Consider the following 16,389-nt stretch of genomic DNA (forward strand, 5'->3'; position numbering starts at 1 on the left):
GATCACGACCGGGTTGTCAGTGGGTCCGGTTACCGTTTCTCACGTGTCCTCACGCATCACGGATCCCGAGCAGCTCAAGGAGCTCCTCGGCATCCCCTTCACCCCGGAGCAGACGGCGTGCATCACCGCGCCGCCCGCCCCGCAGGTGATCGTGGCCGGAGCCGGGTCGGGCAAGACCACGGTGATGGCCGCCCGCGTGGTCTGGCTGGTCGGCACCGGCCAGGTCGCCCCCGAGCAGGTCCTCGGCCTCACCTTCACCAACAAGGCGGCGGGCGAGCTGGCCGAGCGCGTCCGCAGGGCGCTGGTCGCCGCCGGGGTCACCGACCCCGATGTCATCGACCCGGACAACCCGCCGGGCGAGCCCACGATCTCCACGTACCACGCGTTCGCCGGCCGCCTCCTCACCGAGCACGGCCTCCGCATCGGCCTGGAGCCCTCCACCCGCCTCCTCGCCGACGCCACCCGCTACCAGCTCGCGGCAAAGGTGCTGCGCGAGGCCCCGGGCCCGTATCCGGCGCTCACCCGTTCCTTCCCCACCCTGGTCAGCGACCTCCTGGCGCTCGACGGGGAGCTGTCCGAACACCTCGTACGCCCCGGGAAGCTGGAGTCGTACGACACCGAGCTGCTGCGGGAGCTGGCCGCCGCCCGGCTCAGCAACGCCGACCTGCGCAAGATCCCCGAGACCGCCGAGGCCCGCCGCTCCCTCCTCGGCCTCACCGAGCGCTACCGGACCGCCAAGCGGAACCGGGACCTCCTGGACTTCGGCGACCAGATCGCCCTCTCCGCCGAGCTGGCCCTCACCCGGCCCGAGGTGGGGGCGATCCTGCGCGACGAGTTCCGGGTGGTGCTGCTCGACGAATACCAGGACACGTCCGTCGCCCAGCGGCTGCTGCTCTCGGCGCTGTTCGGCAGCGGCAGCGGCAGTGCAAGCGGCGGTACGGACACGGGGTCGGAGTCGGGCCCGGAGTCGGGTTCGCGGCCGGAGTCGGCCTCGTCCTCGTCCTCAATCTCGGTCTCGAAGTCCGCCGGGACTTCCGGACCGGCCCCTGGCGGAGCCCGGCCGCCCGCGCCCACCGGCCACGCGGTGACCGCCGTGGGCGACCCCTGCCAGGCGATCTACGGCTGGCGCGGGGCGTCCGTCGCCAACCTCGACGACTTCCCCGAGCACTTCCCGCACGCGGACGGCACCCCCGCCACCCGCTACAGCCTCAGCGAGAACCGGCGCAGCGGCGGCCGTCTCCTCCACCTCGCCAACGGTCTTGCGGAACCCCTGCGCGCGATGCACGAGGGCGTCGAGGCGCTGCGCCCCGCGCCCGGGGCAGAGCGCGACGGGATGGTCCGCTGCGCCCTCCTGAACACCCACACCGAGGAGATCGACTGGCTCGCGGACTCCCTCGCCCACCTCGTGCGCACCGGCACCCCGCCCGGGGAGATCGCCGTCCTGTGCCGCACGGCAGGGGACTTCGGGCAGATCCAGGCGGCCCTGGTCGCCCGGGACATCCCGGTCGAGGTGGTCGGCCTGGCCGGGCTGCTGCACCTGCCCGAGGTGGCCGACCTGGTCGCCGTCTGCGAGGTCCTCCAGGACCCGGGGGCCAACGCCTCCCTGGTCCGCCTCCTCACCGGCCCGCGCTGGCGCATCGGCCCCCGCGACCTCGCGCTCCTGGGCCGCCGCGCCCGCCTCCTCGTCCACCGGGCCGCCCACGGCGACGACGCCGACCCGGACCGGCGGCTCGCGGAGGCCGTCGAGGGCACCGACCCGGCCGAGGTGATATCGCTCGCGGACGCCCTGGACACCTTCCTGATCGCGGGGGACGCGGCGGACGACGGGCTGCCGTTCTCGGCGGAGGCCCGCGTCCGCTTCGCCCGGCTCGCCCGCGAGCTGCGCGACCTGCGCCGCTCGCTCGCGGACCCCCTGATGGACGTCCTGCACCGCGTCCTGGCCGCCACCGGTCTTGAGGTCGAGCTGTCGGCCTCCCCGCAGGCGCTGGCCGCCCGCCGCCGCGAGACCCTCGCCAACTTCCTGGACATAGCGGCCCGGTTCGCCTCCCTGGACGGTGAGGCGTCGCTGCTCGCCTTCCTCGGCTTCCTGCGGACGGCCGCGCAGTACGAGAAGGGCCTCGACAACGCGCTGCCCGGCGGCGAGAACACCGTCAAGGTCCTCACCGCGCACAAGTCCAAGGGCCTGGAGTGGGACGTCGTCGCCGTGCCGGGACTGGTCACGGGCCAGTTCCCCAGCGGCCAGTCCCGGGACTCCTGGACCGCCCAGGCCAAGGTGCTCCCGCACGCCCTGCGCGGCGACGCGGCGACCCTCCCGGACCTGGACGCGTTCGACGCCAGGAGCATGAAGGCGTTCAAGGAGGAGATGAAGGAGCACCAGCACACGGAGGAACTGCGCCTGGGCTACGTCACCTTCACCCGCCCCCGCTCCCTCCTCCTCGGCTCCGGCCACTGGTGGGGCCCCTCCCAGAAGAGGACGCGCGGCCCGTCCGCCTTCCTCCAGGCGCTGTACGAGCACTGCGCCGCGGGCCACGGCGAGATCGAGGCGTGGGCGGACGAGCCCGCCGAGAACGAGGAGAACCCGGCCCTCGCGGCGGGCGACGCCGACCTGGCCTGGCCGCTCCCGCTCGACGACACGGCCCTGGCCCGCCGCCGCGCCGCCCGCGACACGGTGCTGGCCCACCTGGAGGGCCTCGCCGTCCACGGGGACGAGCAGCCTCCGGCGTACGAGCCCGGACCCGATGACGTACACCGGGATCCCGACGACGTGCCGCTGGATGACCTGCTCCTCGACGAGGAGCCCACCGACGAGGCGCCGCTCGACGAGGACTGGGACTGGGACGCGCTCCCCACCGAACGCCCCGAGGACGCCCCGGCCCCGGCATCGCAGGGCGTACGGGAGTCGGCGCCGCACATCCCCGCCGCCCGCCACGCCCCGGAGCCCGGCCCCGCTCACAGGCTCACCCCCGAGGAGGCCCGCACCCTCGCCTCCTGGGACCGGGACCTCGACGCGCTGGCCGGGGAGCTCCGCCGCGCCCGCGCCACCGTGCACGACGTCCTGGTCCCCGCCGCGCTCTCCGCCACCCAGCTGCTGCGGCTGGCCGAGGACCCCGACGCGTTCGCCAAGGAGCTGGCCCGGCCCATGCCCCGGCCGCCGCAGCCCGCCGCCCGCCGGGGCACCCGGTTCCACGCGTGGGTGGAGTCGCGGTACGAGGAGCTCCCGCTGCCCATGCTCGGCCCCGACGAGCTGCCCGGGGGCGACGAGAGCGACGCGGAGATCGCCGACGAGCGGGACCTCGCCGAGCTGAAGGCGGCATTCGAGCGCACCGCGTACGCCCGGCGCACGCCGTACCGCGTGGAGACCCCGTTCCAGATCACCCTGGCGGGCCGGGTCATCCGGGGCCGGATCGACGCGGTGTACCGCACCGGCGACCGCTACGAGATCGTCGACTGGAAGACCACCCGCCACCGCACCGCCGACCCGCTCCAGCTCGCCGTCTACCGGCTGGCCTGGGCCGAGCTGCACGACCTGCCGCTGACCGCGGTCACCGCCACCTTCCTCTACGTACGCAGCGGGGAGACCGTCCATCCGCGGCGGCTGCCCGGCCGGGCCGAGCTGGAGCGAATCCTGCTGGACGAGCCCGCCCCGCGGGACGGATAGGCTCAAGAGCATGAGCGAGACCCCGGACAGCGCCGTCCGTACGTACACCGAACAGCACCGCGCGGCCTTCCTCGACGACCTCGCCGCCTGGCTGCGCATCCCGTCCGTGTCCGCGCAGCCGGAGCACGACGGGGACGTACGGCACAGCGCCGAGTGGCTGACCGCCAAGCTCAAGGAGACCGGCTTCCCGGTCACCGAGATCTGGGAGACCCCAGGAGCGCCCGCGGTCTTCGCGGAGTGGCCCAGCGCGGACCCGGACGCTCCGACCGTGCTGGTCTACGGCCACCACGACGTGCAGCCCGCCGCCCGCGAGGACGGCTGGGACACCGATCCGTTCGAGCCGGTGATCCGGGACGGCCGGATGTACGGGCGGGGCGCGGCCGACGACAAGGGGCAGGTGTTCTTCCACACCCTCGGCGTCCGGGCCCACCTCGCCACCACCGGCCGCACCACCCCCGCCGTGAACCTGAAGCTGCTGATCGAGGGCGAGGAGGAGTCGGGCTCCCCGAACTTCCGCGCCCTGGCCGAGCGGCACGCCGCCCGCCTCGCCGCCGACGCCGTGATCATCTCCGACACCGGCATGTGGGACGAGGAGACGCCGACCGTCTGCACCGGCATGCGCGGCCTCGCGGAGTGTGAGATCGAGCTGTACGGCCCCGCCCAGGACATCCACTCCGGATCGTTCGGGGGCGCGGTCCCCAACCCGGCCACCGAGATCGCCCGCCTGGTCGCCGCCCTCCACGACGCGGACGGCAAGGTCGCGATCCCCGGGTTCTACGAAGGGGTCACCGACCTCACCGACACCGAACGGGCCCTCTTCGCCGAGCTGCCCTTCGACGAGGCGACCTGGCTGCGTACGGCGAAGTCGCAGGCGGCCTCCGGCGAGACGGGGTACTCCACGCTGGAGCGCGTCTGGGCCCGCCCCACCGCCGAGGTCAACGGCATCGGCGGCGGCTACCAGGGCGCGGGCAGCAAGACGATCATCCCCTCCTCCGCCCTGGTGAAGATCAGCTTCCGGCTGGTCGACGACCAGGACCCCGACCACGTACAGCGGATCGTCCGCGCCTGGGTCGCGTCCCGCGTCCCGGCGGGCGTCCGGCACCGGATCACCTTCCAGCCGGCCACCCGTCCCTGCCTGACCCCGCTGGACCACCCCGCTCTCCAGGCGGTGGCGCGCGCGATGGGACGGGCCTTCGGCAAGAAGATCCTCTTCACCCGGGAGGGAGGCTCGGGCCCGGCCGCCGACCTCAGGGACGTCCTCGGGGCACCCGTCCTCTTCCTCGGCATCTCCGTACCCTCGGACGGCTGGCACGCCCCGAACGAAAAGGTCGAGCTCGACCTCCTGCTGAAGGGCGTGGAGACGACCGCGTACCTGTGGGGCGAGCTGGCCTCGGCGCTGGGCCGATGAACCCGGCCCCACCTCCGCACACCCGATCCGCCCAGGGGGAGTAGGAAGCACCTGTGAGCACCTTCGACAACGCCACCGCAGACCGCCCGATCGGCCTCACCGCGCCCAGCGGCATCGACCGCGCGGCGCACCACCGCCTCGACGAGGCGTGGCTGGCCGTGGCGTGGAGCCACCCGAGGACCCGCGTCTTCGTCGTCTCCGGCGGGCAGGTGCTGATCGACGACACCCCCGAGGGGGGCACCGCGATCGTGATGACCCCGGCGTTCGAGGCCCCGGTCACCGAGACCCACCGGTACTTCCTGGGGACCGACGAGGAGGGCGTCAGCTACTTCGCGCTCCAGAAGGACTCGCTGCCCGGCCGCATGGACCAGTCGGCCCGCCCGGCCGGCCTGCGAGAGGCGGGCCTGCTGCTGAGCCCGAGGGACGCGGGCCTGATGGTCCACGCGGTGGCCCTGGAGAACTGGCAGCGGCTGCACCGCTTCTGCTCCCGCTGCGGCGAGCGCACGATCATCGCGGCGGCCGGGCACATCCGCCGCTGCCAGGCGTGCGGAGCCGAGCACTACCCCCGCACCGACCCGGCGGTCATCATGCTCGTCACCGACGAGCAGGACCGCGCGCTGCTGGGCCGCCAGGTGCACTGGCCCGAGGGCCGCTTCTCCACGCTCGCCGGGTTCGTCGAGCCGGGGGAGTCGATCGAGCAGTCCGTGGCCCGCGAGGTGTACGAGGAGGCGGGCGTCACCGTGGGCGAGGTCGAGTACATCGCCAGCCAGCCGTGGCCCTTCCCCTCCAGCCTGATGCTGGGCTTCATCGCGCGGGCGACCTCCTCGGAGATCACCGTGGACGGCGAGGAGATCGAGGAGGCCCGCTGGTTCTCCCGCGAGGACCTCACGGAGGCTTTCGAGTCCGGCGAGGTCATGCCCCCGTTCGGGATCTCCATCGCCGCCCGGCTGATCGAACTCTGGTACGGGAAGCCGCTGCCGAGGCCGGGCAGCCTGAACCGGGCGAACTGAACCGGGCGAACTGCACCTGGCAGCCTGAACCGGGCGGACTGAACCGGGCGGACCGAACCGACTGAACGCTGTGCACGGGAGACAACGCTGTGCACGGAAGACACCGCTGCCCCCGGCGGATGCCGGGGGCAGTCGTGGAAGCTCGGCGCGCTCGGTGGGCTCAGTGCCTTCGGCGCGCAGAGCCCGGGCGTCGGACGCCCACCGAGCGCCGGCCTTCGATGATCACCGAGTGCGAGCCCCGGACGCTCTCCGAGGGCGCCTCAGGCGATCTTCGAGCGCGGCCCCGGTCGATCTCCGAGCGCGGCCCCGGACGCTGTCCGAGTGCGGGCGTCAGGCGGCCAGAGCCTGCTTCACCTGGGCCAGCGACGGGTTCGTCATGACCGACTCGGTGCCGGAGGGGGAGACGATCAGCAGGGTCGGGACCGTCTGGTTTCCGCCATTCGCCTTCTCGACGAACGCCGCCGAGTCGGCGTCGTGCTCGATGTTGACCTCGTTGTACGCGATGCCCTCGCGGTCCATCTGGCCCTTGAGCCGGCGGCAGTAGCCGCACCAGGTGGTGCTGTACATCGTCACAGTGCCCGCCATGTCGCTGGCGCTCCCTTGTCTCGTCCGTCCCGCTGCGCGGCCGGCAGCGTCACCTGCGGTTCGACGGCCTGGGCCGCCTTCCCGCACCGAGTGGAACGTACGGGAGGCGGTCACCATTCCCGCTGCGGCGCGGGCGCTCCGGTACGGGCCCGTCGTCCCGCATCAGTACGACGAACACACCACCCCTGTGGACAACCGCCGCACCCGCCCCGTGGGACCTGGCAGCATGGCGGGGTGACAGCAGCAACGCACTCCACCCTCTTCCCGCAGGTTCCCGAGACCCCGGACGCCGTGCTCGACGGGCTCGACCCCGAGCAGCGTGAGGTGGCTCTCGCCCTGCACGGACCGGTGTGCGTGCTGGCCGGAGCGGGCACGGGCAAGACCCGCGCGATCACCCACCGCATCGCGTACGGGGTCCGGGCGGGCATCCTCCAGCCCGCCACGATCCTCGCCGTCACCTTCACCAACCGGGCCGCCGGAGAGATGCGCGGACGGCTCCGCCAGCTCGGCGCGACGGGGGTCCAGGCGCGGACGTTCCACTCGGCGGCGCTCCGGCAGCTCCAGTATTTCTGGCCGAAAGCAGTCGGTGGCGAGCTGCCCCGGCTGCTGGAGCGGAAGGTGCAGCTGGTCGCGGAGGCCGCCGCCCGCTGCGAGCTCCGCCTCGACCGCAACGAGCTGCGGGACGTCACCAGCGAGATCGAGTGGGCCAAGGTCACCCAGACCGTCCCCGCCGACTACCCGGCCGCGGTCGCCAAGACCCAGCGGGACGCCCCCCGCGACCCCGCGGTGCTCTCCCAGATCTACTCCGCCTACGAACAGCTCAAGCGCGACCGTTCGGTGATCGACTTCGAGGACGTGCTGCTGCTCACCGTCGGCATCCTCCAGGACCGGCACGACATCGCCGACCACGTGCGCGGCCAGTACCAGCACTTCGTCGTCGACGAGTACCAGGACGTCAGCCCGCTCCAGCAGCGGCTGCTCGACCTGTGGGTGGGCGACCGGGACAATCTCTGCGTCGTCGGCGACGCCAGCCAGACGATCTACTCCTTCACCGGGGCCACCCCCGACCACCTGCTGGACTTCCGCACCCGCCACCCCGGCGCGACGGTGGTCAAGCTGGTCCGGGACTACCGCTCCACCCCCCAGGTCGTCCACCTCGCCAACGGGCTGCTGAGCCAGGCCAGCGGCAAGGCCGCCGACCACCGGCTGGAGCTGGTGTCGCAGCGGGACAAGGGCCCCGAGCCGGTCTACGCGGAGTATGCCGACGAGCCCACCGAGGCCGAGTTCACCGCCCGGCGCATCCGCGACCTGATCGCGGCGGGCGTCCCGGCCGGGGAGATCGCCGTGCTCTACCGGGTCAACTCCCAGTCCGAGGTCTACGAGCAGGCCCTCGCGGACGCGGGCGTGGCCTACCAACTGCGCGGCGCCGAGCGGTTCTTCGAGCGGGTCGAGGTCCGGGAGGCGGGCACCGCGCTGCGCGGCGCGGCCCGCGCCGGGCGCAACGACTCGTTGCTCGACGGGGCGGAGGGGCTGCCGTCCCAGGTGCGGGCGGTCCTGTCCACGAAGGGCTGGACCACCCGCCCGCCCGCCGGGTCGGGGGCGGTGCGCGACCGCTGGGAGTCGCTGGCGGCACTGGTGCGGCTGGCGGAGGACTTCGAGACGGCGAGGCCGGGGGCGACCCTGACCGACCTGGTCCGCGAGCTCGACGAACGGGCGGCCGCCCAGCACGCCCCTACGGTCCAGGGCGTCACGCTGGCCTCGCTGCACTCGGCGAAGGGGCTGGAGTGGGACGCGGTGTTCCTGGTCGGCCTGACCGAGGGCATGATGCCGATCGCCTACGCCAAGACCGACGAGCAGGTCGAGGAGGAGCGACGCCTGATGTACGTGGGCATCACCCGCGCCCGGGTCCACCTCTCGCTCTCCTGGTCGCTGTCCCGTTCTCCCGGCGGCCGGGCGAGCCGCAGGCCCACCCGGTTCCTGAACGGGCTGCGGCCGGGCTCCACGGCACTCGGCGTCCGCGGCGGAGCCGGCGGCGGTGCGGGCATCCACCGGGGCTCCGGCAGGGCGGCGGGCCCCGACCGGACAACGGAGGCCGAGCGGCCGCACCGGGGCCCGGTGCGGTGCCGGGTCTGCGGCCGGACGCTCACCGCGGCCGGTGAGATGAAGCTGATGCGGTGCGAGGAGTGCCCGTCCGACATGGACGAGGCGCTGTACGAACGGCTCCTGGACTGGCGTGCGGACCAGGCGGCCCGGCTGCACCAGCCGGACTTCTGCGTGTTCACCGAGAAGACCCTCATGGCCATCGCCGAGGCGGTGCCGTCCACCGAGGGGGAGCTGGTCGTCATCCCCGGCGTCGGGAACCGGAAGCTGACCCGTTTCGGAGCCGACGTGCTCACCATCTGCGCAGGTGAGGCGGTCGGTGAGGAGGGCGAAGAGAGCGCCGGCGAGGGCTGAGAAAAACTCGTCCAGAAAATAGTTTGCGCCCGCCCCAGTCGTCACCATAGGTTCTTAACCACGGGAACAGCGACTTCTCTGAAGCCCTCACCCCGTGCTGTACTTATCCGAATACGCAGGACCGGCTCAGCCCGGTCCCCCTGAGACGCCGAGAGGAGGCGATTGAAGTGATCAGCATCATTGGAAGCCAGAAAATGACCGGTCTTTCCGTCGTCTCCGCCTGCTCGCTCGGCCTCACCCGCTCCTCGGCTGCTTCGTTCCGTGCCACTGGTCTGTCCGGCGTCTTCGCCGTGCGTCCGCTGTCCCCGGCGAGCCTGCCCGTGATGCGGGAGCGCAATGAGCGACCGACCGAGGCACCGGTGGCAGCAGTGGCGAAGGATGCACAGGCTCAGACCTATGCCTTCGCGGCAGCCGGTGCCGGAGCCAAGAAGCAGACGCAGCAGCACCACACGATGTGGGCCTTCCGTGGGCCTGAACCCTGGAGCGATCCAGCCTGATCCAGCATCAGGCCGGCGCCTCAGGGCCGCGGAACCCCACTCGGGATCCGCGGCCCTTTTGTTTTGTCCGAACGGACGAGACGGAACGAAGGCGCCTCGGGACAAGCAGTACCTGGTACCAGCAGCCGCCAACCGGCCAACAGGCCGGCACGACCAGACGAGGACACCACCCACCGTGCAACTCGAAGCGCACGCCCCGTCAGTACCGCCTTCCGACTCGATCTCCCCGCCCGGCTCCACGGAGGACTCCACCTTGCTCCCCCTCACCGCGCTCACCGCGCTCGACGACGCCATCGAGAACCTCGGCGTGCCCGTCCCCTGCCGTTCCTACGACCCGGAGGTCTTCTTCGCCGAGTCCCCGGCCGACGTCGAGTACGCCAAGTCCCTCTGCCGTACCTGCCCGCTCGTCGAGGCGTGCCTCGCCGGAGCCAAGGAGCGGCGCGAGCCGTGGGGCGTCTGGGGCGGCGAGCTCTTCGTCCAGGGTGTCGTCGTGGCCCGCAAGCGGCCGCGTGGCCGTCCGCGCAAGAACCCGGTCGCAGCGTGACCGCCGGCTCCGCTGCCCCCGCCCCCACGCGGTGGAAGCGCCTCGGAACCATCGACCGTCCCCAGACTCATGACCCCCGGAACCAGACACCGATGATCACCCCCACGCAGGAGCCCGTCGGCTCCGCGACCCCTGACGTCACCATCAGCGGCGCGAACGAATCGCGTCAGAACAGGACCCGCGAAATGCAACTCATCCCAGAAGCCCTGGCCCGTGCGCATATGAACGACCGCCTGCGGGAGGCCGAGGGCGACCGCCAAGCGGTGCGCCTCGTCACCGCCCGCCGGATGCAGCGCCGAGCGGAGCGCGCCTCGCTGCGCGCCCGCCGGGCGCTGGCCATGGCGGTCATGCACTGAGAGGCTCCGCCTCTGAGCTCCACGACGCATCACCCCGGTGATGCGTCGGGCGACCGCTCCGCCCGATGAACCGTCACCACCCGCACCGCGGGGCCGTCCGTACCAGGACGGCCCCGCGGTGCGTTGCGCTGCCGGGCGTTACGCGGCGGGGATATCGTCACGAGGTGGACCAGGAGACGCATCCCCCCGAAGAGCCGACTGCCGGGCATGTGGTGTGCGCCCGCTGCGGCACCGCCGCCGAGGGCGACACCGCCCCTTTGACCTGGCTCTCTTCCGTGGAGGACGGACGCCGTCTGCACTTCTGCGACGCCTGCGCCCGCCTCCACATCAGGGCTGTCGAGAGCCGTCTCGACTCCGTCTGGTGGTGACCCGGCTACTCGCCGCCCTCGGGGACGAACTCCGCCTTTTTGGCCGCGGGGACGAGCTCGGGCTCCTCGGCCCCCTCGGTGGGCTCGGCCCTCTCGGTCTCCGTGACGAACCCCGGCAGCCACGCTTCGAGCTCGTCCCGCAGCCGGACCGTCGCCCCCAGCTGGCACAGCACGCCGATCGTGCTGAGCGTCACCCGGTGTATCAGCAGGTAGGACGGCGGAAGGTTCAGCTGCTTGCCGAGCTGGTGGGCGGGGGAGCGCGGATCGGCTATCCGGGCCGCCTGGTCGCGCAGCCAGCCCCGGGTGAAGGTGAACTCCTCCACCTGCGCGGGTTCGATGATCGGGAGCAGGTAGTCCAGCACCGCCTGTGGCTCCAGCTCGATGGACTCCTTCACGAAGCCCTCTTCGCGCAGCAGCCCGTACACACCGGTGGCGTCGCCCTCCAGCGTCATCCGCAACGAATCACCGATGGTCTGCGGCAGTCCGCCCGGAAGACGGTCGACCGTGCCGAAGTCCAGCACCCCCAGCCGCCACGGCCCGGCGGCGGCCTTCGTGTCGGTGTCGGCATCGGCGGCGATATCGGCATCGCCAGCGATTTCGGCGTCGGCGGCCGCGTCGGAGCCGACACCGGCGTCGGAGCCGACATCCGCGTCGGAGCCGACATCCGCGTCGGCATGACCGTCGTCGGCATCCGGGTCGTCCGCGTCGGCCGCCGCAGGCAGCAGCCGGAAGTTCCCCGGATGCGGGTCGGCGTGGAGCAGCCCCGTGCGTGCGGGACCCGAGAAGAGGAAGCGCGCCAGCAGCTGCCCCGCCTGGTCACGCTGCTCGGGCGTGCCGTCCGCGATGACGTCGGCCAGCGGGATCCCGTCGATCCACTCCGTCACCAGCACCTGGTCGGACTGGTGCACCACCCCGGGGATCACCACATCCGGGTCGTCCGCGAACTCCGCCGCGTGCTCCCGCTGCGACCGCGCCTCCAGCTCGTAGTCCAGCTCTTCCGACACCCGGTCGCGCAGCTCGGTGATGAGCGGCTTGACGTCCATCCCGGGGATCAGGGGCCCGAGCAGCCGCGCGAAGCGGCTGAGCTGGGTGAGATCCGAGAGCAGCGCCTCGCCCGCACCGGGATACTGCACCTTCACGGCGACCTCACGGCCGTCGTGCCACACCGCCCGGTGCACCTGCCCGATCGAGGCGGCAGCCGATGGCCTGTCCTCGAACTCCAGGAAGTAGTCCCGCCAGTCCTCACCGATCCGTTCGGCCAGCACCGCGTGGACCGTCTGGGCGGGCAGGGGCGGCGCGGCCTCCTGCAACTTGGTCAGCGCCGCCCGGTAGGGGCCCGCGACCTCCTCGGGGAGGGCCGACTCGAAGACGGAAAGGGCCTGGCCCAGCTTCATGGCCCCGCCCTTCAGCTCGCCCAGCGTCTTGAACAGCTGGTCCGCCGTGCGCTGCTGCACCTCGCGGGCGACCAGCTCGGCGGACTTCCCGCCGATCCGCTTGCCCAGACCCCACGTGGCACGGCCGGCGAAGCCGAGCGGGAGCGCGGCCAGTTTGGCGGTACGCGTAACCGCCTTCCGGGGAAGATCAGACATGTGCCCCTCCAGTTCCCAGACTGCCGTGCCGCTTGAGCCTCCGGAGTCGCTCCGTCGACGGCGGTCACCCGGCCATTGTGTCCTGCGCCGCAACCGAGCCGGAGGCCCGATCCCCCTTGCCGTGCTCGGCCGCGCCGCAGGAGCAGTCGGCGTGGGCTCCGATCCGCTCGCTGCGCCAGTCCAGCAGCGGCAGCGCGGCCTCCCAGCGCGCCCCCGTGCTCGCCGGCAACTCCCCGTCCAGGAAGGACAGGGCGTGCGCCGAGGCCAGACCGGCCACCGCCGTCGCCAGCCCCAGATCACAGGCGGGCGCCGCCGCTCCCCGTCGCCCGGAGCGCCACTGCGCCAGCATCCGGGGCCACTGCGGATCCCGGTCCGCGCGGTGCAGCTCCAGACATCCCGCGCAACTGGTGCCGCCCGGCAGCACGAGCGGCCCCACCACCCCTGTGGCCTCGATCACTCCCGCGTAGAGATGAGGAGTGCCGGACGCGATCCAGGGCCCCGCGGTGTCGGGGAGCGGCGCGTACACGGAGAGGCCGTCCCGGGGCGCGACGACGATCAATGACAGCGGTGGCTGTCCTCCCATCGTGTTGCGGCCCGACTCCGTCGACCGGGGCGCCGGTCCCGCCGCGGCCCGGCGGACGAGCCGGCGGGCCGCGGTGTCACGCCGTTCCCCCACGGAGGCGGGCGGGAGCCCGGCGGGCGCCACGTCCCCCGGTTCGGTCCGGCCTCCGTCCAGCACCTCTACCTGACCCACCCCCGAGCCGGACAGCACCGCCGCGATCGCCGCACCGACCCTCCCCGCGCCCCGCACCTGAACCCGCATCGACCTCCGCGCCGCCATCCGGCGCAGCCCCTCGCCCGGCGCGGGATGGACCACGGAGAGCGAGGCGACATCAGGGCGTTGACGCTCCATCACCTCCGCCCGGCAGCGCAGCACTTCCGCCTGAGGGCCACCGGCCCGCGGATCGTCGAGAAGGCCCGCTTCGGCCAGCCGTTCCACCAGCACGTCCACATGGCGGTCCGAAAGGTCCAGAGCTCGCGCCTCCTCGCGCAACAGGGGCAGACCGCGCGTGCCGTCGAGGAGTTCCAGAAAGCTCCCCGTGGCGATGTCCACCGGACCGAGCGTCACGGCGTGTGCGGGCGTCACCCCGAATTGCACGGTGCTCCGCCCGCGCCATGCCCGGCGCAGGGCGGGCTTCAGCATCGGATGCATGACTTCTCCCCCGAGACGCACAGTTCTCTCCCCCGATCGGTGTCGCGATCGCGTGCACGGGAGGATTCCCGGCCGCGTCGAGCCATTGCCAGAATGCGCGCCGACGCCGGAGCGTGCGCAGAGTTATCCACAGGCAAGGGGTATGAGGTCTATTAGTCGCACAAATGGTGCACGCCAGGAAAATGGTGCACGCCAGGGAAATGGTGCGCGCCGTGAAAGGGGAGGGGATGGACCGGGGCGGACTGGAGTCGGCCGGTTCGCCGTCGCCCGGGCGCCGAGGCGGGACTTTCCCCATGGACAGCGGGTAACGTCGAAGCGTGCCCGCCGACCCTTCACCCCGCTCCGCCGCGAAACCCCCCGTGCGCGGCGCGGGAAGCCGGCAGCCCGGTGCGGCTGCCCGGACGCCCCGCTCGTCGGTGGCGAGCGCGGTCGAGGTGCGCAGGAGCACCCGGCGCAGGAAATCGGTCTCCGCGTACCGGGAGGGCGACCGCACGATCGTGCTCATCCCCGCCCGGATGTCGGAGGCGGAGGAGCGGCGCTGGGTGGGGGTGATGCTCGACAAGCTCGCCGCCCAGGAGAGCAAGCGCTCCCTCGGGGACTCCGGGCTCGCGGAGCGGGCCGAGCTGCTGTCCGCCCAGTACTTCGCCGGCCGGGCCCGGCCCGTCTCGGTGCGCTGGGTGACCAACCAGAACACCCGCTGGGGCTCGTGCACCCCCGCCGAGGGCAGCATCCGGCTCTCCCACCGGCTCCAGGGCATGCCGGAGTACGTCGTCGACTACGTACTCCTCCATGAGCTGGCCCATCTCCTCGTCCCGGGGCACGGTCCGGAGTTCTGGCGGCTGCTGGAGGCGTATCCCCGCACCGAGCGGGCCCGGGGCTATCTCGAAGGCGTGGTGGCGGCCGATCAGCTGCCCCGTCTGCCGGCCGCGCGCGAGGAGTGAGGCGGGCACGTTCCGTGGTCGCGATGCGGCATGTTCGGTGATTCTGTACCGGGTGTGTACCGGCTTGGCCGGTTGTCGCGGTTTGCGGTTAGCCTGACGCGACGCATTCACCTTCGGGATGGGGGACGGTCGTTACGCATGGCCAGGGAATTCCAACGAGGCCACAAGGCCAAGATCAGCGATCTCACGCCTGGGACAGATCTGTACGTAGGTGTGCAGATCGCCGCCCCCGGACTGACCTTCGACATCAGCTGCTTCGGCCTCGACGCCAATGAACAGCTCTCGGACGACCGTTACTTCATCTTCTTCAATCAGCCGAAATCGCCCGAGGAGTCCATCCAGCTCCTCGGCGCGCAGTCCGGCGACACCGAGTCCTTCCGCGTCACGCTCGACCGCGTTCCGGCTGCCATCCAGAAGCTCTCCTTCACCGCGACGCTCGACGGCGCGGGGCAGATGTCGCAGATCGGCCCCGGCTACATCCGGATCGTGGCGGGCGGCGAAGAGGTGGTCAGGTATTCCTTCACCGGTTCGGAGTTCACCACCGAGCGCGCGGTGATGCTCGGCGACTTCTACCTCAAGGACGTCTGGCGCTTCGCCGCGGTCGGCCAGGGCTTCGACGGCGGTCTCGACGCGCTCCTGAGGAACTTCGGCGGCGAGGTCGCGGAGGAAGAGGCCCCGGCCGCCCCGCAGGCGGTTCCGGGGTTCGCCCCGCCGGCCCAGGCCACCGCGCCCCCGGCCTTCGCGGCCCCGCCCGCCCCCCAGGCTCCGCAGCCCGCGCCCTCCTTCGGAGCCCCGCCCGCGCCCGCTCCCGCGCCGCAGCAGCCGATGCACGCCGCGCCGACGATCGCGGCGCCCCTGACCCCGCAGGCGCCCCCGGCCCCGTACGGCCAACCCGGTCAGCAGCCCCACCAGCCGCAGTTCGGCCAGGTGCCCGGCCAGGGTGTCCCGCCCGCGCCGCCGTACGGTCAGCCGGCGCCCGCTCCGTACGGCCAGCCGGCCCCGGCCCCGTACGGTCAGCCCGCCCCGCTGCCCTTCGGCCAGCAGCCCCCGGGCGTCCCCCAAGGAGTGCCCCAGGGCGTTCCGGCGGCCGGCGCCGGGCTCAAGGCGGCCCTCCAGCCGTACAAGGAGACCGCCACCGGGCAGCGCTGGACCCCGCAGAACCAGCAGCTCATGCGGGTCGACCTGACCATGGGCGGCGGCGCCGGAGTGCTGGCCCGCCAGGGCAGCATGGTGATGTACCAGGGCAAGGTCGACTTCGGCTACAAGGGCGCCGGGTTCGTCGGCCGGGCCGTCGGCAACGCCACCGGCCAGGAGATGCAGCTGATGCGCTGTACCGGCCGCGGGCAGGTCTTCCTGGCCGAGGAGGGCTCGTATCTGCACCCCATCGAGCTCCAGGGCGACGCCATCTGCGTCTCCGCCGAGAGCGTCCTCGCCTTCGACGAGTCCCTCCAGTACGAGGTCCGCAGGGTCGAGGGGCACGGCATCCCCGGCGGCGCGCTGTTCACCATGCAGTTCCAGGGCACCGGCACCGTGATCATCAAGACCCATGGCACCCCGGTCGTCCTGCCGGTCACGCCCACCACGTTCGCCGACTGCAACGCGGTGGTGGCCTGGTCGGCCGCCTCCCAGGTGATCGTCTCCAGCCAGGTCCGGCTGCGCCGCAACGCCTACCCGGGGCACAGCGGGGAGACCGTGAACCTCCAGTTCCGGGGAGCCCCCGGCAACTTCATCGTCGTCCAGCCCTACGAGGTCTGAGGGAGCCCGTC

13 protein-coding genes are annotated in these 16,389 nt (G+C 72.5%); 10 read left to right on the plus strand and 3 right to left on the minus strand.

The features are described 5' to 3' along the window. Positions 1-43 precede the first annotated feature (43 nt). The 3 genes from ACLJPL_RS25065 to nudC are packed head-to-tail and all read left to right on the plus strand — an operon-like array spanning position 44 to position 6,076. A complete protein-coding gene (locus ACLJPL_RS25065) occupies positions 44-3,658 on the plus strand; it encodes a UvrD-helicase domain-containing protein (protein WP_411083177.1) in 3,615 nt (1,204 codons plus the stop codon). Between the two features lie 10 nt (positions 3,659-3,668). Beyond that, a complete protein-coding gene (locus ACLJPL_RS25070) occupies positions 3,669-5,066 on the plus strand; it encodes a dipeptidase (RefSeq protein WP_411083178.1) in 1,398 nt (465 codons plus the stop codon). A gap of 53 nt (positions 5,067-5,119) precedes the next feature. Next, positions 5,120-6,076 carry an NAD(+) diphosphatase gene (gene nudC, locus ACLJPL_RS25075; protein ID WP_411083179.1) on the plus strand — a complete coding sequence of 319 codons (957 nt, stop codon included), beginning with the start codon at positions 5,120-5,122 and terminating at the stop codon, positions 6,074-6,076. Positions 6,077-6,406: 330 nt separating this feature from the next. Here nudC and ACLJPL_RS25080 read toward each other — a convergent pair whose 3' ends face one another. Beyond that, positions 6,407-6,661: a glutaredoxin domain-containing protein gene (locus ACLJPL_RS25080; protein WP_073878569.1), complete on the minus strand. Its 255-nt coding sequence runs from the start codon at positions 6,659-6,661 to the stop codon at positions 6,407-6,409. 234 nt (positions 6,662-6,895) lie between these two features. On the opposite strand from ACLJPL_RS25080, the gene ACLJPL_RS25085 reads away from it, so the two are divergent. The 5 genes from ACLJPL_RS25085 to ACLJPL_RS25105 all read left to right on the plus strand — a co-directional run bounded on the left by ACLJPL_RS25085 (position 6,896) and on the right by ACLJPL_RS25105 (position 10,880). After that, positions 6,896-9,115 (plus strand): ATP-dependent DNA helicase UvrD2, encoded by a 2,220-nt coding sequence (locus ACLJPL_RS25085; protein WP_411083180.1) that lies wholly within the window; start codon positions 6,896-6,898, stop codon positions 9,113-9,115. Between the two features lie 167 nt (positions 9,116-9,282). Beyond that, the gene (locus ACLJPL_RS25090; protein WP_411083181.1) at positions 9,283-9,612 is read left to right on the plus strand and encodes a hypothetical protein; all 330 of its coding nucleotides are present in this window, start codon (positions 9,283-9,285) and stop codon (positions 9,610-9,612) included. Between the two features lie 175 nt (positions 9,613-9,787). Next, positions 9,788-10,156 (plus strand): WhiB family transcriptional regulator, encoded by a 369-nt coding sequence (locus ACLJPL_RS25095; RefSeq protein ID WP_411083182.1) that lies wholly within the window; start codon positions 9,788-9,790, stop codon positions 10,154-10,156. A 92-nt stretch (positions 10,157-10,248) separates the two neighbouring features. Further along, positions 10,249-10,512, plus strand: a complete 264-nt coding sequence (locus tag ACLJPL_RS25100; RefSeq protein WP_411083183.1) for a hypothetical protein — start codon at positions 10,249-10,251, stop codon at positions 10,510-10,512. A gap of 164 nt (positions 10,513-10,676) precedes the next feature. Then, complete coding sequence (locus tag ACLJPL_RS25105) at positions 10,677-10,880, plus strand: hypothetical protein (RefSeq protein WP_411083184.1); 204 nt, start codon at positions 10,677-10,679, stop codon at positions 10,878-10,880. A 5-nt stretch (positions 10,881-10,885) separates the two neighbouring features. Here the strand turns inward: ACLJPL_RS25105 and ACLJPL_RS25110 are convergent, their stop codons facing one another. Continuing rightward, complete coding sequence (locus tag ACLJPL_RS25110) at positions 10,886-12,469, minus strand: ABC1 kinase family protein (protein ID WP_411083185.1); 1,584 nt, start codon at positions 12,467-12,469, stop codon at positions 10,886-10,888. Positions 12,470-12,533: 64 nt separating this feature from the next. Then, the gene (locus ACLJPL_RS25115) at positions 12,534-13,682 is read right to left on the minus strand and encodes a ThiF family adenylyltransferase (RefSeq protein WP_411083186.1); all 1,149 of its coding nucleotides are present in this window, start codon (positions 13,680-13,682) and stop codon (positions 12,534-12,536) included. A gap of 317 nt (positions 13,683-13,999) precedes the next feature. Here ACLJPL_RS25115 and ACLJPL_RS25120 point away from each other — a divergent pair, with 317 nt between their 5' ends. Next, on the plus strand, positions 14,000-14,623 hold the full coding sequence (locus ACLJPL_RS25120; protein WP_411083187.1) for a M48 family metallopeptidase: 624 nt from the start codon (positions 14,000-14,002) through the stop codon (positions 14,621-14,623). Between the two features lie 138 nt (positions 14,624-14,761). After that, positions 14,762-16,378 carry a TerD family protein gene (locus ACLJPL_RS25125; protein ID WP_411083188.1) on the plus strand — a complete coding sequence of 539 codons (1,617 nt, stop codon included), beginning with the start codon at positions 14,762-14,764 and terminating at the stop codon, positions 16,376-16,378. Positions 16,379-16,389 lie beyond the last annotated feature (11 nt).

It is taken from the genome of Streptomyces sp. cmx-18-6, from assembly GCF_046548915.1.
In the GTDB taxonomy this organism is placed as follows: Bacteria; Actinomycetota; Actinomycetes; order Streptomycetales; family Streptomycetaceae; genus Streptomyces.